Origin of the sequence: Arenibacter certesii DSM 19833, assembly GCF_000429545.1 — a bacterium.
GTDB lineage: Bacteria > Bacteroidota > Bacteroidia > Flavobacteriales > Flavobacteriaceae > Arenibacter > Arenibacter certesii.
Map to the genome: position 1 here is coordinate 55822 of NZ_AUCB01000029.1, position 17408 is coordinate 73229.

Here is a 17408-nt window from a genome sequence, read left to right on the forward strand (position 1 = left end):
GGGCACAATTAGCTTGAACATAATTACTCGATATAAGTCTCAAGACGTTATATCTGTAATGATGTCAAATATCGCAGAAAAGCGCTATTACGCATATTGTTATAAATGTTCTATAATTTACATTATGTAAAATAGGAATTGTATAAACTTACCGTATAGCTTGCAACTATGCCCTAATCACTATTATAAGGAACCAGGTAATTCCAAAACCTCAGAATGGATTTTTACAAGATTATGTATTCAAATCTCCTTCCACACCTAAGTCCGGCTGCTCACCACTTAACATCCCAGCGGCCATTTTAAATACGCTGACAAATTTATTGTGTTTGCTATCCCAATAATGGGCCTTTTGCGGAATTACACAAATGGCACTTAAATTGGGATCTTCTAGGCCCTTAAACTATATATCGTCCGATTTTCCATAAAGTTCCTTAAGAATCTGATTCTCATCGGTTATAACTGCCCTGCCAAAAACTGTCATGAATTCCATATCGCCCTTATTTGAGTAAAAAAGCTGGACAATAGGATTTTCCTTAATGTGACGATTATGATCGCTGTCCTTCCCACTCAAAAACCATATCTTACCTTCTGAGTCAACTTTTTTCGTACTCATAGGAATAGCATGTATCGGTAAACGGTCTAAAGCCGTTCCCATTAATGCGAAATCTATAGATTCTGCCAATTCCTTTATTTTTTCTGCTGCCTCCTTATTATGTAGATTGTCTGTGCTCATGATTTATTTTTTAATTTAACATTAAAATAGACCTTACAAATCAGTAATAGTAACCCTATTAATGCTATTTTTAATGCAGAAAGTTATCTTAATCAAACTGTATCTCCTCTCCCCTGATAGTCGATTTTCTCCGCAGTTGGTCAAGTAGTAGAACTCCCCAAAAAAGGCTAATCATAAAATATTGTACTTTCGGAGTTATAATGAACTATATCTCAATTTTTATATGATTCCCTCAATTAGATATATAATATTTTGGTTGGTAGATTATCTAAAAGGCGCTAAGGTCCGCAAACATTATAATTCATTAAAGAGAATTAATGAAGATCATGGGTCAGCTTCTTCCGTATCGGAAAGAGAACAATATCTATCTGAAATGCTGAACCATTGTATAAAAACCGTTCCCTTTTATAGAAATCTGGGAATTGCTGACGTTAATATAGATCAATTTCCTATCACCAATAAAAATTTGATTAAGAAAAACCCAGATGCCTTTCTTTCCGAATCCTATAAAGACAAAAAAAAATATTATGCCTCTACTAGCGGTTCTACGGGCATACCTTTTACCATAATCCATAATAGTGATAAGAAGCTACGACGCACTGCAGAGGTTCATTTCTTTGGGGATTTAGCAGGACATACTCTTGGGACTGGATTTATCTATATTAAAATATGGAATGAGAACAATAGGAAAGGAAAGCTCACACAAAAAAAGGAAAACATCATTCCAATAGATGTGTTTAAATTGGATGACCAAAAGATTGAAAAACTTTTAAAAAGAATAAAAGCCTCTAATAATCCTAAAAGCATTCTGGCCTATGCCTCTGCTCTAGATAGTATTGTAAAGTACTTAGATAGGAATCCTACAGATATGATTCATGCAGGAGTAACCTCTGTTATAGCCATGTCCGAAACCCTTGAAGAATACACCAAATCTGCGTTGAAAAAATATTTTAATTGTCCAGTTGTATCCCGATATGCTAATATCGAAAATGGAATTATCGCGCAGCAAACCAGTGAGTTTCAAAACGAATTTCTTATTAATTTGGGAAGTTACCATATTGAAGTTTTAGACCTACACGAAGATACCCCTGCCAAGAATGGCGAAAGTGGAAGAATTGTGATAACCGATCTGTTCAATAAATCCATGCCTTTGATTAGGTACGATACTGGGGACCTAGGAGCACTTGGTAAAAAAGAAGAAAACGGTCGGACGTACTATATCTTCGAAAAAATTGAAGGCAGAAAAATGGACATAATCTACAATACGCGAGGAGAGGTCTTGTCCTCCTACTTTGTCTCCGCAAGCATGTGGAAATATACTGAATTGAGACAGTACCAGTTTATTCAAAATGGAAAAAAAGAATACGAAATAAAACTTAATTTGGAAGGGCACTTCCAAAGGGAAAAAGAAATGCTCCAAGATTTAAAAACGTTCTTAGGAGACGATGCAGAGGTAATGGTAACCTATGTAGAGGAAATCCCATTACTTGCCTCCGGTAAGCGAAAAAAAGTAACTAGCAACCTAAAAAAATAAGGTCTAAACTAAAGATGTTGAAATTGTGAAAGTGTAAATTTTTAGTGAGAATTGATATGCGTTAATAATTCTACCTTCTCTACTAACACCTTGTATTTCATAACGGTAGTTTTACAGGGAAAATTAATTTAAAACACTTTTATGAAAAAAATACTTTATTTATTTACAATGGTTACTGCGCTTGTGTTCACAAGTTGTACCAACGATGATCACAATGCTCCTGGAGAATTTAACGGGGAGAGCAAAATCTATCAGTTAGAATCACGTTCAAATAACGATATTAAGGGAACTGCCACTATAGTTGAAAATGCCGATGGTAGCGCTACGGTAAATCTAAAGCTTGACGGAACAGCAACAGGTAGTCATCCTGCCCATATACACGCAAATTCTGCTGCAGAAAGCGGGGATATTATTGTTGATCTTACCCCTGTTGATGGTGCTACAGGAGAAAGCACAACTATTATTTCCGCTAGGAAAGACGGAACAAAAATTACTTACGACCAGATTCTGGAACTAGATGGTTATATTAACGTTCACCAAAGTGCAAGCGATTTAGGAACGCTTATTGCTCAGGGGGATATCGGAATTAACGAGCTGGTTGGAGAATCTAAAGAATATGAACTTAATAGTGTAGTTGTACCTACTATAAAAGGTACCGCTACAATTCATAAGCGAATTAGTGGGGCTTCCCTCCTAGAAATTGAATTAGAAGGTACTCCAGAAGATGGTGAGCACCCTGCACATATTCACGCTAATACGGCTGCAGAAAGTGGAGATATCTTAATATCCCTTTCCTCTGTAAATGGTAAGAGCAGGAAAAGCTGGACGCATATTGAAGCAGATAACGAGGGTACCGAAGTGATGTATGAGGATCTGTTAGAGTACAATGGGTATATTAATGTACATTTATCTGGGGAAGAATTGGGTGTTATTGTAGCTCAAGGTGATATTGGCCAAAATGAACTTACAGGAAACCAAAAATCCTATAACCTGGTAAGCGTTGCCAATGCATCTATTTCTGGTACTGCCACCTTTTCTGAAAGGGTAAACAAGCAAACCTTGGTGACCTTGGAATTGGCAGGGACTACGGCTGGTGGTATTCACCCGGCACATATCCATATGGGATCTGTCGCCGATGCCCCTGGAGATATAGTAGTTTCCTTAACCAATGTAATAGGTGCAACAGGAATAAGTAAAACGAATGTTGCACAACTAGATGCCGGTGGCGCTGTAGATTATGAAGCACTTTTGGCGATAGACGGTTATATAAATGTGCATTTAGGTGCAGATCAACTTGGAACCCTAATTGCTCAAGGTAATGTGGGTGCAAATGTAAATTAAGGAACACTTACCCCCTATCTATTAAAGAAGCCTTGGATCTAATAAGTCCAAGGCCTCTTTTTTACAGCTGGTTTTAGATAAAATTTTTAATAATGATATCTGTACAATTTACTCCATAAAGCTAATACCTTATTTTCCTACAATAATCATCAAAGGATTTTTGAATATCTACGAAAGAGCGAATTTGTAACATCGTTTTTTCAAAGAGTTCAATTTTTAAATCTTTTTCCCGACTTAAAGTCGCCATTAATTCGGCATTGCTTTTCTTTAAACTGGATAAAGATTCTCGTATTCTTTGTGATTTAGTAAACAATGAATAGGTAGTAGGTTCATAAATATAAGAGGCAAATTGCTTTTCCAGCTGATGTAAATCCTCAATATTACGCTCCAATTGTAGGATACATCCACTATTGGAGGGCGTAATCGTCAAATTTCCAGGTATTGAATGTATAGTTCTCATAGGGAAAGAATTTGAGGGTTAATTTCTGATTTCTGCTTACTCTTATATTTCAATGTTTATAGATTATGTAATTAATATACAATATTATCGTCATACTAGTAAACTTATTCACCTCATTAACATTCCTTTAGTTGAAAATTAACACATCGTTCTGCAAGCCCCGCAGTCTATCTTTTTCCCCTGTTTTGTTTTATCCAAGTTGAGTTTTCCGGTCTAGCTAATAAATCGTCGGTAGTGCAAACGAAGTGGTAGAAAAAGGAGGTCTAACCTTACTTCTTTTGGAACATAGCTGGTAGTGACCAATTATTAATTGGAATCTACTTAATAACAATGTAGAAGCCGTCAAATTATATCTTATATGAGGCGGAAAGATAGACGCTTCTCTAATCTAATATCACGTTGATAATTACCCAGTAATTACCAAAAATAAAACCCCTGACACTTACATCAGGGGTTATTTTTTAGGAGACAGATTAAACATAAAAGCCTGTCTAGCTTACCAGCTTATTTCCTCTCTTTCTCCATTTGGATATATTACTGCTCCCATTTTATCACAATTACCCTCGCCAAAATCCAATGAAGCCGTTAATCCGTTAACCTCTAAGATAACTACACCACTTGTGATATATGCACAGTTTAACTTTCCGGCCAGTGGAGTGGTAACTTTAAAATGATAAGTTGTTCCTTGATGTACAATGTTCCATGCCCCAATACACTTAACATACTCATTTTCCGTATTCATATTGGTTAATATATAGCTAAATTCTTTGCTTCCCTTATGGCTGATAACTTCTCCGTCCTTATTTTCTAGGGACATATCCGTATCCACCGTAAATATAGGTTTGCCAGCATTAGAAAAATCATAGGAAATGCGCTTACTTCCTTCCAAAACATGGTTGTTATAAGAAAAAGTTTTAAAGGAAATATCAAAACTCCCCTTACTCCCTTCTGTGTCGCTATCGTTGCCTGTTAAGATTAAGGTTCCATTTACAGTATTCCCATTAATAGTACAATTAGTATAGGATACAGCAATCCGATTATCAGTAAAAATTAAGGCCGTGCAGTCAGAATCAATCTTCTTAGTTGAAGCCGATTTATCGGTCAATAATAATTCTGACAACATTACATCTAGTCCTTCAGTGGTAGCATTGGCTTCCATTTGCGCCTTAACCTGTTCTGAGGATAGACTTTTTTCATTATGGTTATTCATAGCATCATTGCTACAACTGCACAATAAAAGAACTCCAAAACCGAAAACTAAAAAAGAATATTTTTTCATTGTTGATTGTTTTTGTCCCTTTCTTAACGCACAAAACCGCTGTGAATTATAATTATGGCAAAAAAAAGTATAAAAAAAATGACCTAAACAATTAATTTGTAAGGTTGTACAAACTCGTTTTTCATAAGTGGTTAAAGAAGAACTAGGAAATAGTTCCTATTTAACGGGACAACCTTAGAAGTAATTTACTTCAATTTTACCTGTTCATAATTTTAATCTAGTTGAATTTCAAAATTATTATAATCCTCTTTATTATAAGACATTTTTTGAGTACTCGGCGAAATAGCAAAGTGTGGCGAATAGGTACTCATGATTACTGTTTTACCATCTGGAAGGAATTCCATAATTCGCAACCATCCATCTCCCCCGTTTCCATGCCAACCTCCTCCCATAGCTTGGGCATTAAAAGTTATCTGATTTACTTTTTTTCCCGCAGCATTCCTATCTATTTTATGGGCAGTATGTGCTCTAAAATCATTTGGTGCTCCTATGTGGCCAGAAAATACCAATTGCACATTATTGGAATCGGCTACTAATTTTTCCCATATCGCTTTACCATAATTTCTATCCTCTATGGGATAATTTTCCTTTTCTATATGTTGATTTTTTGCATTTAAGTAGGAATGGGTGAGTACTACAGCAGTATGATCTTTAAATTGTTCCTGAGATAGTACTCCCTTTGCCCACTGTAATATGGTATCACGTGGTGCGAATTCTAAATTTAAAAACAAGAATTTGCGTTTTTGTGGAGAGACAAACTCATAAGCTGCATTCTCTACGGAGGGCATTAGGTCAATATTTTTCCCAGCCGCACGGAGCGCTTTAGCATTTAGTAAATTCCTATGCGAAGGAAAGTAGGTGCTGTAATTTGTTTTCCTATTTTCAACACTCTTATATCCAAAATCGTGATTTCCAGCAGCTAAAATATAGGGAACTTTCCCATCCAACTTTTCAAACGCATGGGAAACCGCCCTCCATTGATCCCTACTTGGAAGGTTCCCATTTTTACCATCAGGTACTAACAGTTCGTTCTGTTCCACCAAATCGCCCGTACACAGCACCATTTTAATATTTAAGGGCTCTATATTTTCACTAATCCAAGAGGTCATAGTTTCCAGTATTCCATGATTTCTTTCAAACTTTACATAAGTCTGTGTATCGGGAAGCAAAATAATAGACCAAGAATCTGGATGCGATAATTTAGGTGGGGAATAGCTTTCTTGTGCATTTCCTACTTGGATAATAAATAAGGATGCAATAAATAATGTGGAATAATAGCGGAATAGATTCATTATAATTCAATTAAAATGTAGAATAATATAAACATACAATTATTTACGATTATTTTATTTATAAATAATGCCATTCTTTAGCTGAATTTGTTATCAGATCCCCTAGTCCTTAGTTTATTTGCCGCTACACAACAGGTAATTCGCCTAAAACAAGCCAAGAATGTAGGAATGGAAAGAACTTATTGTAAATCTGCCTGAGAACGGAACGGGCAGGCCCGCCTGAATGGAACGGGCAGGCATTCATTGGAGCAATCCAATGCTTATCTAGTGAGTAAATTTAAAATCTACCTGTTCTATTCGGGATTTAAGGATATATAATTTATACTTTTGTCCACTTGTCCATTTCAAAATTAAGAATGATGCCGCTGACCCAATCCAAAGACGTTTTACATTCCCACTTAAAACAGTATTTTGGTTTTGACCATTTTAGAGGCCAACAAGAAGCTATTATCACTTCGGTTCTGGAGAAGCGAGATTGCCTAGTGATTATGCCAACAGGTGGGGGTAAATCCATTTGTTTTCAACTTCCGTCCATTATTTTTGAAGGTATAACTTTGGTAATATCACCCTTAATTGCCCTTATGAAGGACCAAGTAGACGGTTTAGGGGCTAATGGTATCCAAGCTGCTTTCTTTAATAGCAGTCAGTCTGCGGAAGAACAGCGCGAAATTTTAAATCAGGTAGCTAAAAGGAAGTTAAAATTACTTTATGTGGCGCCTGAAAGTTTAGCCGGACTATCCCCTATTTTAAGCCAGACGTATATTAGTGCTATTGCAGTGGATGAAGCACATTGTATTTCTTCGTGGGGACATGATTTTAGACCTTCCTATCAACAGTTGGGGTTTTTAAAGAAGACCTTACCCAACACGCCAATAATTGCTTTAACCGCCACGGCAGACAAAGCAACACGGCAAGACATAGTTGAACAGCTTAATATTCCCAATGCCCAACAATTCCTATCCTCATTTGACCGAAAGAATATTGCCTTAGAAGTACGAGCAGCTCACGATAGGGTATCACAGATTTTACGTTTTATTCAACGTCGACCGAATGAATCAGGAATCATTTATTGCCTGAGTAGAAAATCGACAGAAAATTTAGTAGAAAAATTAAAGAAAAGTGGAATTAAGGCTAGCGCCTATCACGCGGGATTAGATTTTGATAGCAGGAATAAGGTGCAAGAGGATTTTATATTCGATAAAACACAAATCGTTTGCGCTACCGTTGCTTTTGGAATGGGAATAGACAAGTCTAATGTGCGTTGGGTGATTCATTATAATATGCCAAAGAATATTGAAGGCTATTATCAAGAAATTGGTAGGTCTGGACGGGACGGTCTACCTGCCCATGCCCTATTATTTCATAGTTATGCTGATGTGATACAACTACGGAGGTTTACCGAAGGGGCTACCAATGAAGAGGTACAAATAGCTAAGTTGGAAAGGATGAAACAGTTTTCGGAAGCCCCTACCTGCAGAAGAAAAATACTACTAAGCTACTTTGGGGAATTTTTACAGCAAGATTGTGGTAACTGCGATGTCTGTAAAAATCCGCCTCAATTTTTTGATGGAACCATTATTTCCCAAAAGATATTATCTACCATTGCCCGTTTAAAAGAAACCGAGCCAACGGGCACCATTATAGATGTTTTACGGGGGGCACATAATGCTTCCATATTAGATAAAAATTACCATCAACTTTCTACTTTTGGAATTGGGAAAGATATTTCTTGGAACGATTGGCAGCATTATATCATTCAACTTATAAATCAAGGATTTGCCGAAATTGCCTTTCACCAAAATAACGTCCTTAAACTCACCTCCTTCTCTAAATCGGTATTATTCGGAAAAACAAAGGTGCGACTCAGCAAACCTGTAGAAAAAGAGGTAAGAATAGCGCTAGAAAAAGAACAAAAATCCAAGCCAATTGGTAAAAACTCCTTGTTTGAACGTTTGCGTAAACTGCGATTCCAAATTTCGCTAGATGAAAATATACCAGCCTACTTGGTATTTAATGACGCAACACTAAAGGAAATGGAAGCCGAACGCCCCACCTCTGAAGAAGAGTTTATGCGGATCAATGGTGTTGGCCAACGGAAAATGGAAGTCTATGGGGATCTGTTCCTTCAAGAAATAAAGAACTTCCAAGAAGAGAAGACAAAAAAAAAGAAACGTAAATCCCATACTTTTAACGACACCTATGAATTATATAAGGAAGGAAAGAGCATAGAAGAAATTGCAAAAATTAGAAAATTAAAATCCACTACCATATTTTCTCATTTAGCCAAGTTGTATACCGATGGGAAAGATGTGGATATTTATCAATATGTGGATATAGCAGATGTAGAAAAGATAGTCAAGGCAAAAAAGGAGTTGGAAAGTCCGGATGCCCTAAAACCATATTATGAATATTTTGATGAAAAAATAGAGTATTCCACTATCAGACTAGCTTTAAGTGTAATAGAGAAAGAGAATATTACTTAATAACTAAATGTTTTTTAAGTCAAAACAAAAAAAAAGCCTGTCACGAATGACAGGCTTTTATAAACATTAAGATATATCTAGTCGATTACTTTTACGTTTACTGCGTTTAATCCTTTCTTACCTTCTTGAAGATCGAATTCAACTTCATCGCCTTCGCGAATTTCGTCGATCAATCCTGAGATGTGTACGAAATGATCTTTTTCTACGCCTTCTTCAGTGATAAATCCAAAACCTTTAGTTTCATTGAAGAATTTTACTGTTCCTTTGTTCATTGTAATGATAATTAAAATTTAAATACTTTATATTGTGCAAATGTGGGGCCAATATTTTAGAATTCACCTATATATTCCAATATTTTTTTAATTATTTTATAATTCGCAATATTTGGCGATATTTAGAAAAGTTTTCTTTAATAATATGTTGTAAATATCAACTTCTTACTTCTTTAAAATCAATTAGTTATAAAACTACACTTAAATTTATCGTATTTAAACTTTTTTAAGGGATTTAAAATAGTACTAAAGCATAAGGAGAAAAAATATAATGATTTTAGGAGCTTAAGATGTGATATTACCTTATTTTTGCCGACTTAATTATCAAGAATCTCCATAAAGAGATAGCAACCTGCACTAACAAGCAAGGTGCTAAAGGGATAAGCCAATTGGATTTGGAAACAACGTTACCCCATATTCCTAATAATTGCCTTTATCTTTTTTGGAATCTTCTAAATTTTAGGAATGGCATTTCAAAATTATCCTGCTCCAAGTTTTAAAGCGTTAATACCTTTACTGGTATTTGTCTTTACCTTTTTAGGTGCCGGAATATATCTTAACGATTTTTACGCTTTACCCTCTCCAATAGCGGTCATAGCAGGTATTATGGTAGCTTTTATAATTTTTGGACAATCTATTGATTCAAAAATTCAGACCCTCCTTAAAGGATGTGGTGATGATAAGATTCTAACCATGTGCCTTATTTATCTATTGGCCGGAGCTTTTGCCGCAATTACTGAGGCTACCGGAAGTGTAGATGCCATCGTAAATTTTGGATTAGATTATATCGCAATACAGTATGTTTATTTCGGGGTATTTATTATTGCCTCTTTTTTATCTTTGTCTACTGGGACTTCTGTAGGTGCTATATTAGCCTTGGCCCCCATTGTAGTAGGATTTGCCGATAAAGGCGATGTGTCTCTTTCAATTTTATGTGGGGCCTTATTAGGTGGTTCTATGTTTGGGGATAACCTATCCTTGATATCTGATACTACCATTGCCGCAACCCAATCCCTTGGGTGCAAAATGAGTGATAAATTTAAACAGAATATAAAAATTGCGCTACCAGCAGCATTGTTGACCATTACTATCCTGATCATCCAAGGATTAGGAGTAACAACCAATACTGCAGAAGTAATTTCCCAAGATTATTCCCTTATAAAAATTTTGCCCTATCTTCTGGTAATAGGCCTGTCCGTTATAGGAATTAATGTGTTTGTAGTACTCCTTTTAGGAGTAGTGGCTGGAGGTGTTCTAGGGATTGGATATGGAGACTTCACTCTTCTGGAATCTACTAGAATTGCTTACAACGGATTTACCAACATGACGGAGATCTTCCTTTTATCTTTACTTTCAGGGGGACTGGCCGCATTGGTAGCAAAAAATGGAGGGATAGATTATATCTTGAATAAGATTAAAGGCTTTATTAAAGGAAAGGCTTCTGCCCAATATGGTATTGCAGCATTGGTGGGAACCGTAAATACAGCTATTGCCAACAACACGGTCTCTATAATCATCGTGGGATCTATTGCTAAAAATATTAATGATGATTACGGTCTGGATAAGAAAGAGACGGCTTCCATTTTAGACATTTTCGCTTGTATATCTCAAGGTCTCTTACCCTATGGTGCCCAGGTGTTAATGATTTTAAGCCTTTCTAAAGGCAGATTAGATTATCTAGATCTAATTTCTAATACTTGGTACCTCTATATTTTATTAATTTGGACACTGCTTTATATTGGAGTAAAACCGCTCTTTAATAGCAAAGAAATGTCAGTGAATTAAATTGAATCCAAATTATTTGTTCCCATAAGGTATACTTTTTACCCTTTAGCCTCTACTCCACATCAGTGATAATATTTCCATTACAAGTTTTGGAATTGGGTAAGGGAAACTATATTACTCCTGATATTTTTCTTGGAAATAATAGTATGCCAACAACAGGTCTGGTCTAATCTATGCTCCTTGAGATTAAATTAGCATAAAATCTTGTTAAACCGACAAAAAAGAATGAACATTCATTTTTAGTTGCATATCTTTGTACCGAAGTAAGTGACAAACTAATCTAGGACTCAACTTAAAACTACATACAATTCGCCTTATGGCAAAACTTCAAAAAAGTATAGAAAAGCGAAATGCCTTAATCCAGGCTACAATAAGTCTGGTGAATAATAATGGGTTTCATGCTACACCAATGTCTAAAATCGCTAAAATGGCGAACGTCTCCCCTGCCACCATTTATCTGTATTTTGAAAATAAACAAGATTTATTAAACAAGGTGTATATAGAAGTTAAACAGGCTTTTACTTCTTATGTCTTTACAAATTACACTCCAGATACACCGGTAGCAGACGGATTTAAATTGATCTGGAATAGAATCGCCGATTTTAAATTGAAAGAAATGGAAGAAGCACTGTTCTTAGCGCAGTGTGATAATACGCCCATTATAGATGAGACTAGTAGACAGGAAGGCCTCATTCATTTGCAACCTCTACTAGACTTATGGAAACGAGGACAAGAGGAAGGTATCCTTAAACCTATGTCCCCTTACCTACTCTACGCTTATAGCATAAATCCACTTTCGTTTTTAATGGTTATGCAAAACCGAGGCGCTTTTAAGTTGAATGAAGAGACTTTAGAAGAAGCATTTCAGGCAGCGTGGAATAGTATTTCAATTTAGTTAATACGCAGAATTCACATTTAAAAGACTGTTTATTATAACGATAGACAGCTTTCCATTACAAATAGATTAAAAATAAAAGATAATGAAGACAATAGTATTAAAGCAAAGACCAGTGGGAACTCCCACCTTATCAGATTTTGAATTAATTAACTCAGACATGGATTTAAATCCAAATAAGGGGGAATTGGTTTTAGAAACAACCTATGTTTCGGTAGACCCTTATTTACGAGGAAGAATGAGTGATGCCAAATCGTATGTTCCTCCTTTTGAAGTAGGCAAACCCTTATCATCCGGTATCGTTGCAAAGGTAACTGCTTCTCAGAACGATCACTTTAAGGAGGGCGACTATGTGGTAGGGATGTTGGATTGGAAAACCAAACAAATATCAAACGGGGAAGGCCTTTTAAAAGTAGACGGAGACAAAGCTCCTCTAAGTGCTTATTTAGGAGTTCTAGGAATGACTGGACTAACGGCATATTTGGGCCTTACTGAAATTGGAAAACCCAAAGCAGGTGAAACCTTAGTGGTCTCCGGAGCTGCAGGTGCGGTAGGGAGCGTTGTTGGGCAAATAGGAAAAATTTTAGGCCTAAACGTAGTAGGAATAGCGGGCACAGACGAAAAAGTTGAAATGCTGAAATCCGACTTTAAATTTGACCATGCTATAAATTATAACAGTACAGAAGATATGGGAGCTGCTCTAAAAAAAGCCTGTCCAAATGGTATTGATATTTACTTTGATAACGTTGGTGGTGCCATTTCTGATGCGGTCTTATTTAATATTAACAGATTTGCACGAATGATTATTTGTGGTGCCATTTCCGTGTATAATAGTACAGAGATTCCAAATAGCATTAGCGTTCAACCTTTCCTAATAAAAAATAGCGCTTTGATGCAAGGGTTTATTGTTTCTAACTATTCTGATAAATTCCCCCAAGCAATGCAACAATTAGCTACCTGGCTGGCTGAGGAAAAATTATCTTATTCCGAGACTATTGTAGAAGGATTTGATAGTACACCACAAGCATTTTTAGATCTGTTTGAAGGTAAAAATAAAGGGAAAATGATTGTTAAAGCGTAGTGCTTACTTATAACGATTGCCAGTATATTAATCTTAAAAAATAAGAAAATGAAAGTATTATTTGTATTAACGTCTCACGATAAATTAGGAGATACAGGAAAGAAGACCGGCTTTTGGATAGAAGAATTTGCCAACCCTTATTACACTTTATTGGACAAAGGAGCAAACATTACATTGGCTACGCCCAAAGGTGGCCCAGCTCCTATAGATCCTAGTAGCGATACGCCTGATGCCAGCACTGAAGATACGGAGCGGTTTAAGAAAGACATAACGGCCCAGGAGAAAATAAAAAACACTAAGAAATTGGATGAAATTAACGCTAGTGACTACGATGCGGTTTTTTATCCTGGTGGACATGGTCCCCTTTGGGATCTGGCAACTGATGCTACGTCCATAAAACTAATCGAAGCCTTTAATAATCAAGAAAAACCCATTGCTTTTGTTTGTCACGCTCCTGCTGCACTTAAAGAAGTTACCAATAATGACGGTACTCCTTTGGTAAAAGGTAAAAAGGTAACCGGCTTTACTAATACTGAGGAGGAGGCGGTGCAACTCACCAATGTGGTTCCCTTTTTGGTTGAAGATATGTTGAAAGATAAAGGAGGAATTTATTCCAAAGTTGGGGATTGGGAAGCCTATGCACTGCAAGATGGTAATTTAATTACAGGTCAAAATCCCGCATCCTCCAAATTGGTTGCAGATAAATTGTTGGAGATCTTAAGTAAATAAATCTTATTTGTGGCCGTTGCTTTATGGGTATATAAAGAGACAATTGTCTTAAAGAACAATTAAATATTTCTTGTAAGTATTATAAACGCTTACTCTAATATTATTTAGAGTAAGCGTTTTTTTTAGGTTTATTCTGTCCATTAATTTAACTTGGAGGGCATTATTAAACTGACCGAAATTGATTCTATTTTTGCTACGAGATACCTCGTAGAAATCTCAGTGTAATTCAATTAAACAGCCAGAACAATAAAGGATAAAAAAGTCTTTTATTGTTAAGTTTTATATACCTTAGCAGATGGGATTATGTCCAGAATTAATAATTATATCATCAGAATTAGTCGGTGATAAATAATAATGCATCTAAATTATGATAACAGCTTCCATTACAGATAACTTAGTTTATAAAGAAAATAAGCCTGCTGTAAGTTTGCTTATGGAAACCAGCAGCACAAAAGAGATTAGGATTTTAATGCGCAAAGGGCAGGTAATGAAAGAACATACGGCTCCCTTTCCGATTATAGTTTCCCTTTTTGAAGGTAGTATTGATTTTGGAGTGAACGGGGAAGTCCACCAACTTAAAAAAGGGGATCTAATTGCATTGGAAGCAAATGTACCTCATGATCTCTTATGTACAGAAGATTGTATTATCAGGCTTTCCTTATCTAAGCGTGATACTGTTAAACGTGTAGAAAGTGTTGCTTAAACTTTATTCCAGACACCCCATTCCTATAACTATAAAAAGTGGAGTGATTTTTATAAGTATCCTATCCCAAATTGGCCGGAAACCAAATTAAACCTTGTATGATTTTTAATCTCCACCCAATTCTGCCATTTTTTTGCCTACATGAGCAAGTACCTCGGTTAGTTCTTTGGTAGGACTAAATTCAATTATCTTAAGATTTTCCTTTACTATTGCGGTATGCCCTGCTGGCCAATAATACAGTTCCCCCGCACTGACCAACTCATCTTTCCCATTATCGTAGATAATTAATATTTTGCCTTCCAAGATATATCCCCAATGAGGGGAATGACAGCTATTGTTACTCAATCCCTGTAATAAAGGCGTGAAATCTGTACCTTCAGGAAGTTCATTGTATCCAATTGTTAACCCGCCACAATCTGGTAAAGATCTCATAATTGTATTTGGTGCCTGCATAGTTATGGGCAAATCTTCTTTTTTCATTTTCATGATTTACGTGTTTAGATTGTTAAGCTCTAATATTCTGATTCACACTAAATAGGTTACTGGAATCGTATTTTTGTTTGATGGTTACCAACCTGTTATAGTTATGTTTATAACTAGCTTTTACCCGTTCCTGACCTTCATCCATCATAAAATTGGAATACGCCCCTCCCGCGGAGTATGGATGAAGGGCTTCCCAATAGTTTTTACACCAATCTGTAATCTTGTTGTTATTTTTTGGATCTGCATCTACCCCTACAATTACACCCGCATAACTAGCATCCCTATAAGCCCAAGCAGTAGCGTCTGCTTTTACCCTACTAGCAGCCCCACTTATGGGATATAAATGCATCTGCGACAGTGGTGTCGGAATTTTTGAACCATATTCTAAGTGTCCAGCGCTAATTTCTGGTCCCAAAGTATTAAAGAAATCGGCTCTCCAATACCATTGTAATCCAGGTGGAAAGAACCCATCAAACATAGTCTGGATAGCGGGATAGGGCATTTCGCCTACGTGTTGAAACACTGGTTTTTTATCTAGCACAGTTTTAAAGATGGCCTCAAATTTTATTGGATCTCCAGTATAGCACCATACAATCCCACAAAATTGCTTATTGTGCAACGATTCTGGGAAGGGTGGCCCAGGGATAACCATAGTGGCAATAAAGCCGTTTAAATCATCGGGAGCAGCCTTAATAAATCCATCGTACCAAGCCATAATTTCCTCAATTTGTTCTATTGGCCATAAAGTTGGTCCGCCAATAACCGTTTTTAAAGGATGGGCTTGGAATTTAAATGAGGTAACCACCCCAAAGTTTCCTCCACCCCCACGAATGGCCCAGAAAAGATCCGAATGTTGATTTTCATTTACGGTTACAAAGCTTCCATCTGCCAAAACCATATCCGCCTCTAATAAATTATCTATGGTAAGTCCAAATTTTCTAGAAAGATGGCCTACGCCCCCACCCAAGGTTAACCCACCTACCCCTGTTGAAGATATTATCCCAGAAGGAATTGCCAGTCCGTAGGCATGGGTGGCGTGGTCTACCTCCCCCCATAAGGTTCCTCCCCCAACACGAACCGTATTATCGGAAGTATCCACACGAATAAATTTTATCGCAGACAAATCTATGACTAAACCATCATCGCAAACTCCTAATCCACCTCCATTATGTCCGCCTCCCCTTATAGCGATCAATAAATCATTTTCACGACCAAAATTAATGCTCGCCATTACATCTGCTGCATCAACGCACTTAATAATCATTCCAGGACGTTTGTCTATCATACCATTAAATACCTTCCTATCACTTTCGTAAATGGCATCCTCAGGCATAATCACTTCGCCTCTAATTTGTTCTTTTAAGGTTGCTATAAATGTTGCATCTAAACTTGTCATTGTTTCCATTTTTGCTGATTTTATGATTAACTGTTCTTTTTTTGATTTGTTTTTTACAGACCTCTTCTTATTACTGCTTCATTACCACTGGAATAGCGTCCAATGGTTCTTCAAAGGCTATAAACAGGACACAGGGATCTTTACTTCCACATTTGGCACTATGTGGTTTAGTTGATGGACCAAAAGCATAGGAGCCAACTTTCATTAGTTGTTCTTTTTCACCTTCATAGGTAACATGCAATTCTCCAGAAACAAGAACCATACGCTCAACGGAATTGTGCCAATGCGCAGGTATTTCATAATTGGCAGGTACTTTAAAAAAGACATCCACATTTTCTTTTGAGGGATCTCCGTGTAACACTGCAATAGTGCATCCATCTGGCATAAAGGCCGGACAAGGCCCCCATTTCAAGTCCTTGTCCACATGTGTCCTTATCCGTGATGATTCCGTAACCTTTTCCATTTCAGTTTGTCCGTAAAAACAATTTGCTAGAAATAGGGAGGTCATCAATAAGACTCCTTTTAAATTTGTTGAAATCAGATTGTAATTCATGACTTAGATATTTTAAGATTAATGTTGCCATTTTCTCAATGGTAAATACTAACTCCAGTCGTTCCAAAACTCAAGGGAACCTAAGGATTTAACGCTCAATCATTTCCTTATTCCCTATAACATTTACCTACCTTAGGTGTGGATGTTGAGATAGGAAACCAGTGGTATATGGTTATTTAAAACTAAAATGGGGCGATATAAATGTTAGCAGTAATGAATATTGACTACTTTACGATTCTTTATAAGAGTGAGAACCCTTAATTGTAATAAACAGCTATTACTTTAGAGTAAATTTAATTAGGGATATTCGGGAGTAGGCCGATTTTCACTAAAAACTGGACAGAACGAATCCTGGAACATCGATGTTTCCGGGATTTTTTTTATGGTTT

Annotated in this window: 15 protein-coding genes, 1 pseudogene and 1 riboswitch; of the genes and pseudogenes, 8 read left to right on the forward strand and 8 right to left on the reverse strand. The window is 36.5% G+C overall.

The genetic code is table 11. The features are described 5' to 3' along the window. Nucleotides 1-232 precede the first annotated feature (232 nt). Nucleotides 233-733 (reverse strand): annotated as a pseudogene (locus G466_RS22150) (pyridoxamine 5'-phosphate oxidase family protein). Nucleotides 734-956: 223 nt separating this feature from the next. Between G466_RS22150 and G466_RS0114300 the strand changes: the two are divergent. Continuing rightward, on the forward strand, nt 957-2267 hold the full coding sequence (locus G466_RS0114300; RefSeq protein ID WP_026814279.1) for a phenylacetate--CoA ligase family protein: 1311 nt from the start codon (nt 957-959) through the stop codon (nt 2265-2267). Between the two features lie 141 nt (nt 2268-2408). Next, nucleotides 2409-3608, forward strand: coding sequence for a CHRD domain-containing protein (locus tag G466_RS0114305; RefSeq protein ID WP_026814280.1), 1200 nt, complete (start codon nt 2409-2411; stop codon nt 3606-3608). Nucleotides 3609-3729: 121 nt separating this feature from the next. On the opposite strand, the gene G466_RS0114310 is transcribed toward G466_RS0114305, so the two are convergent. The 3 genes from G466_RS0114310 to G466_RS0114320 all read right to left on the reverse strand — a co-directional run bounded on the left by G466_RS0114310 (nt 3730) and on the right by G466_RS0114320 (nt 6639). Then, on the reverse strand, nt 3730-4068 hold the full coding sequence (locus G466_RS0114310) for a hypothetical protein (protein ID WP_026814281.1): 339 nt from the start codon (nt 4066-4068) through the stop codon (nt 3730-3732). A 496-nt stretch (nt 4069-4564) separates the two neighbouring features. Beyond that, a complete protein-coding gene (locus tag G466_RS0114315) occupies nt 4565-5347 on the reverse strand; it encodes a hypothetical protein (RefSeq protein WP_026814282.1) in 783 nt (260 codons plus the stop codon). A 212-nt stretch (nt 5348-5559) separates the two neighbouring features. Then, a complete protein-coding gene (locus tag G466_RS0114320) occupies nt 5560-6639 on the reverse strand; it encodes a metallophosphoesterase (RefSeq protein ID WP_026814283.1) in 1080 nt (359 codons plus the stop codon). 359 nt (nt 6640-6998) lie between these two features. Here G466_RS0114320 and recQ point away from each other — a divergent pair, with 359 nt between their 5' ends. Beyond that, nucleotides 6999-9122 carry a DNA helicase RecQ gene (gene recQ, locus G466_RS0114325; protein WP_026814284.1) on the forward strand — a complete coding sequence of 708 codons (2124 nt, stop codon included), beginning with the start codon at nt 6999-7001 and terminating at the stop codon, nt 9120-9122. 77 nt (nt 9123-9199) lie between these two features. Here recQ and G466_RS0114330 read toward each other — a convergent pair whose 3' ends face one another. Then, the gene (locus tag G466_RS0114330) at nt 9200-9394 is read right to left on the reverse strand and encodes a cold-shock protein (protein WP_026814285.1); all 195 of its coding nucleotides are present in this window, start codon (nt 9392-9394) and stop codon (nt 9200-9202) included. A gap of 316 nt (nt 9395-9710) precedes the next feature. Then, nucleotides 9711-9809: riboswitch (SAM-I-IV-variant riboswitch) on the forward strand. A gap of 50 nt (nt 9810-9859) precedes the next feature. On the opposite strand from G466_RS0114330, the gene G466_RS0114335 reads away from it, so the two are divergent. The 5 genes from G466_RS0114335 (at nt 9860) to G466_RS0114355 (ending at nt 14587) form a co-directional block, all read left to right on the forward strand. After that, nucleotides 9860-11179 carry a Na+/H+ antiporter NhaC family protein gene (locus G466_RS0114335; protein WP_026814286.1) on the forward strand — a complete coding sequence of 440 codons (1320 nt, stop codon included), beginning with the start codon at nt 9860-9862 and terminating at the stop codon, nt 11177-11179. Nucleotides 11180-11495: 316 nt separating this feature from the next. Then, nucleotides 11496-12074 (forward strand): TetR/AcrR family transcriptional regulator, encoded by a 579-nt coding sequence (locus tag G466_RS0114340; RefSeq protein WP_026814287.1) that lies wholly within the window; start codon nt 11496-11498, stop codon nt 12072-12074. 82 nt (nt 12075-12156) lie between these two features. After that, a complete protein-coding gene (locus G466_RS0114345) occupies nt 12157-13155 on the forward strand; it encodes an NADP-dependent oxidoreductase (protein WP_026814288.1) in 999 nt (332 codons plus the stop codon). Nucleotides 13156-13203: 48 nt separating this feature from the next. Next, nucleotides 13204-13884, forward strand: coding sequence for a type 1 glutamine amidotransferase domain-containing protein (locus G466_RS0114350; protein WP_026814289.1), 681 nt, complete (start codon nt 13204-13206; stop codon nt 13882-13884). 367 nt (nt 13885-14251) lie between these two features. Beyond that, nucleotides 14252-14587 carry a cupin domain-containing protein gene (locus G466_RS0114355; RefSeq protein ID WP_026814290.1) on the forward strand — a complete coding sequence of 112 codons (336 nt, stop codon included), beginning with the start codon at nt 14252-14254 and terminating at the stop codon, nt 14585-14587. A 105-nt stretch (nt 14588-14692) separates the two neighbouring features. Here the strand turns inward: G466_RS0114355 and G466_RS0114360 are convergent, their stop codons facing one another. The 3 genes from G466_RS0114360 to G466_RS0114370 form a co-directional block, all read right to left on the reverse strand. Then, nucleotides 14693-15073 (reverse strand): cupin domain-containing protein, encoded by a 381-nt coding sequence (locus G466_RS0114360; protein WP_026814291.1) that lies wholly within the window; start codon nt 15071-15073, stop codon nt 14693-14695. Nucleotides 15074-15092: 19 nt separating this feature from the next. Further along, a complete protein-coding gene (locus G466_RS0114365) occupies nt 15093-16475 on the reverse strand; it encodes an FAD-binding oxidoreductase (protein ID WP_026814292.1) in 1383 nt (460 codons plus the stop codon). A gap of 61 nt (nt 16476-16536) precedes the next feature. Then, complete coding sequence (locus G466_RS0114370; protein WP_026814293.1) at nt 16537-17019, reverse strand: cupin domain-containing protein; 483 nt, start codon at nt 17017-17019, stop codon at nt 16537-16539. Nucleotides 17020-17408 lie beyond the last annotated feature (389 nt).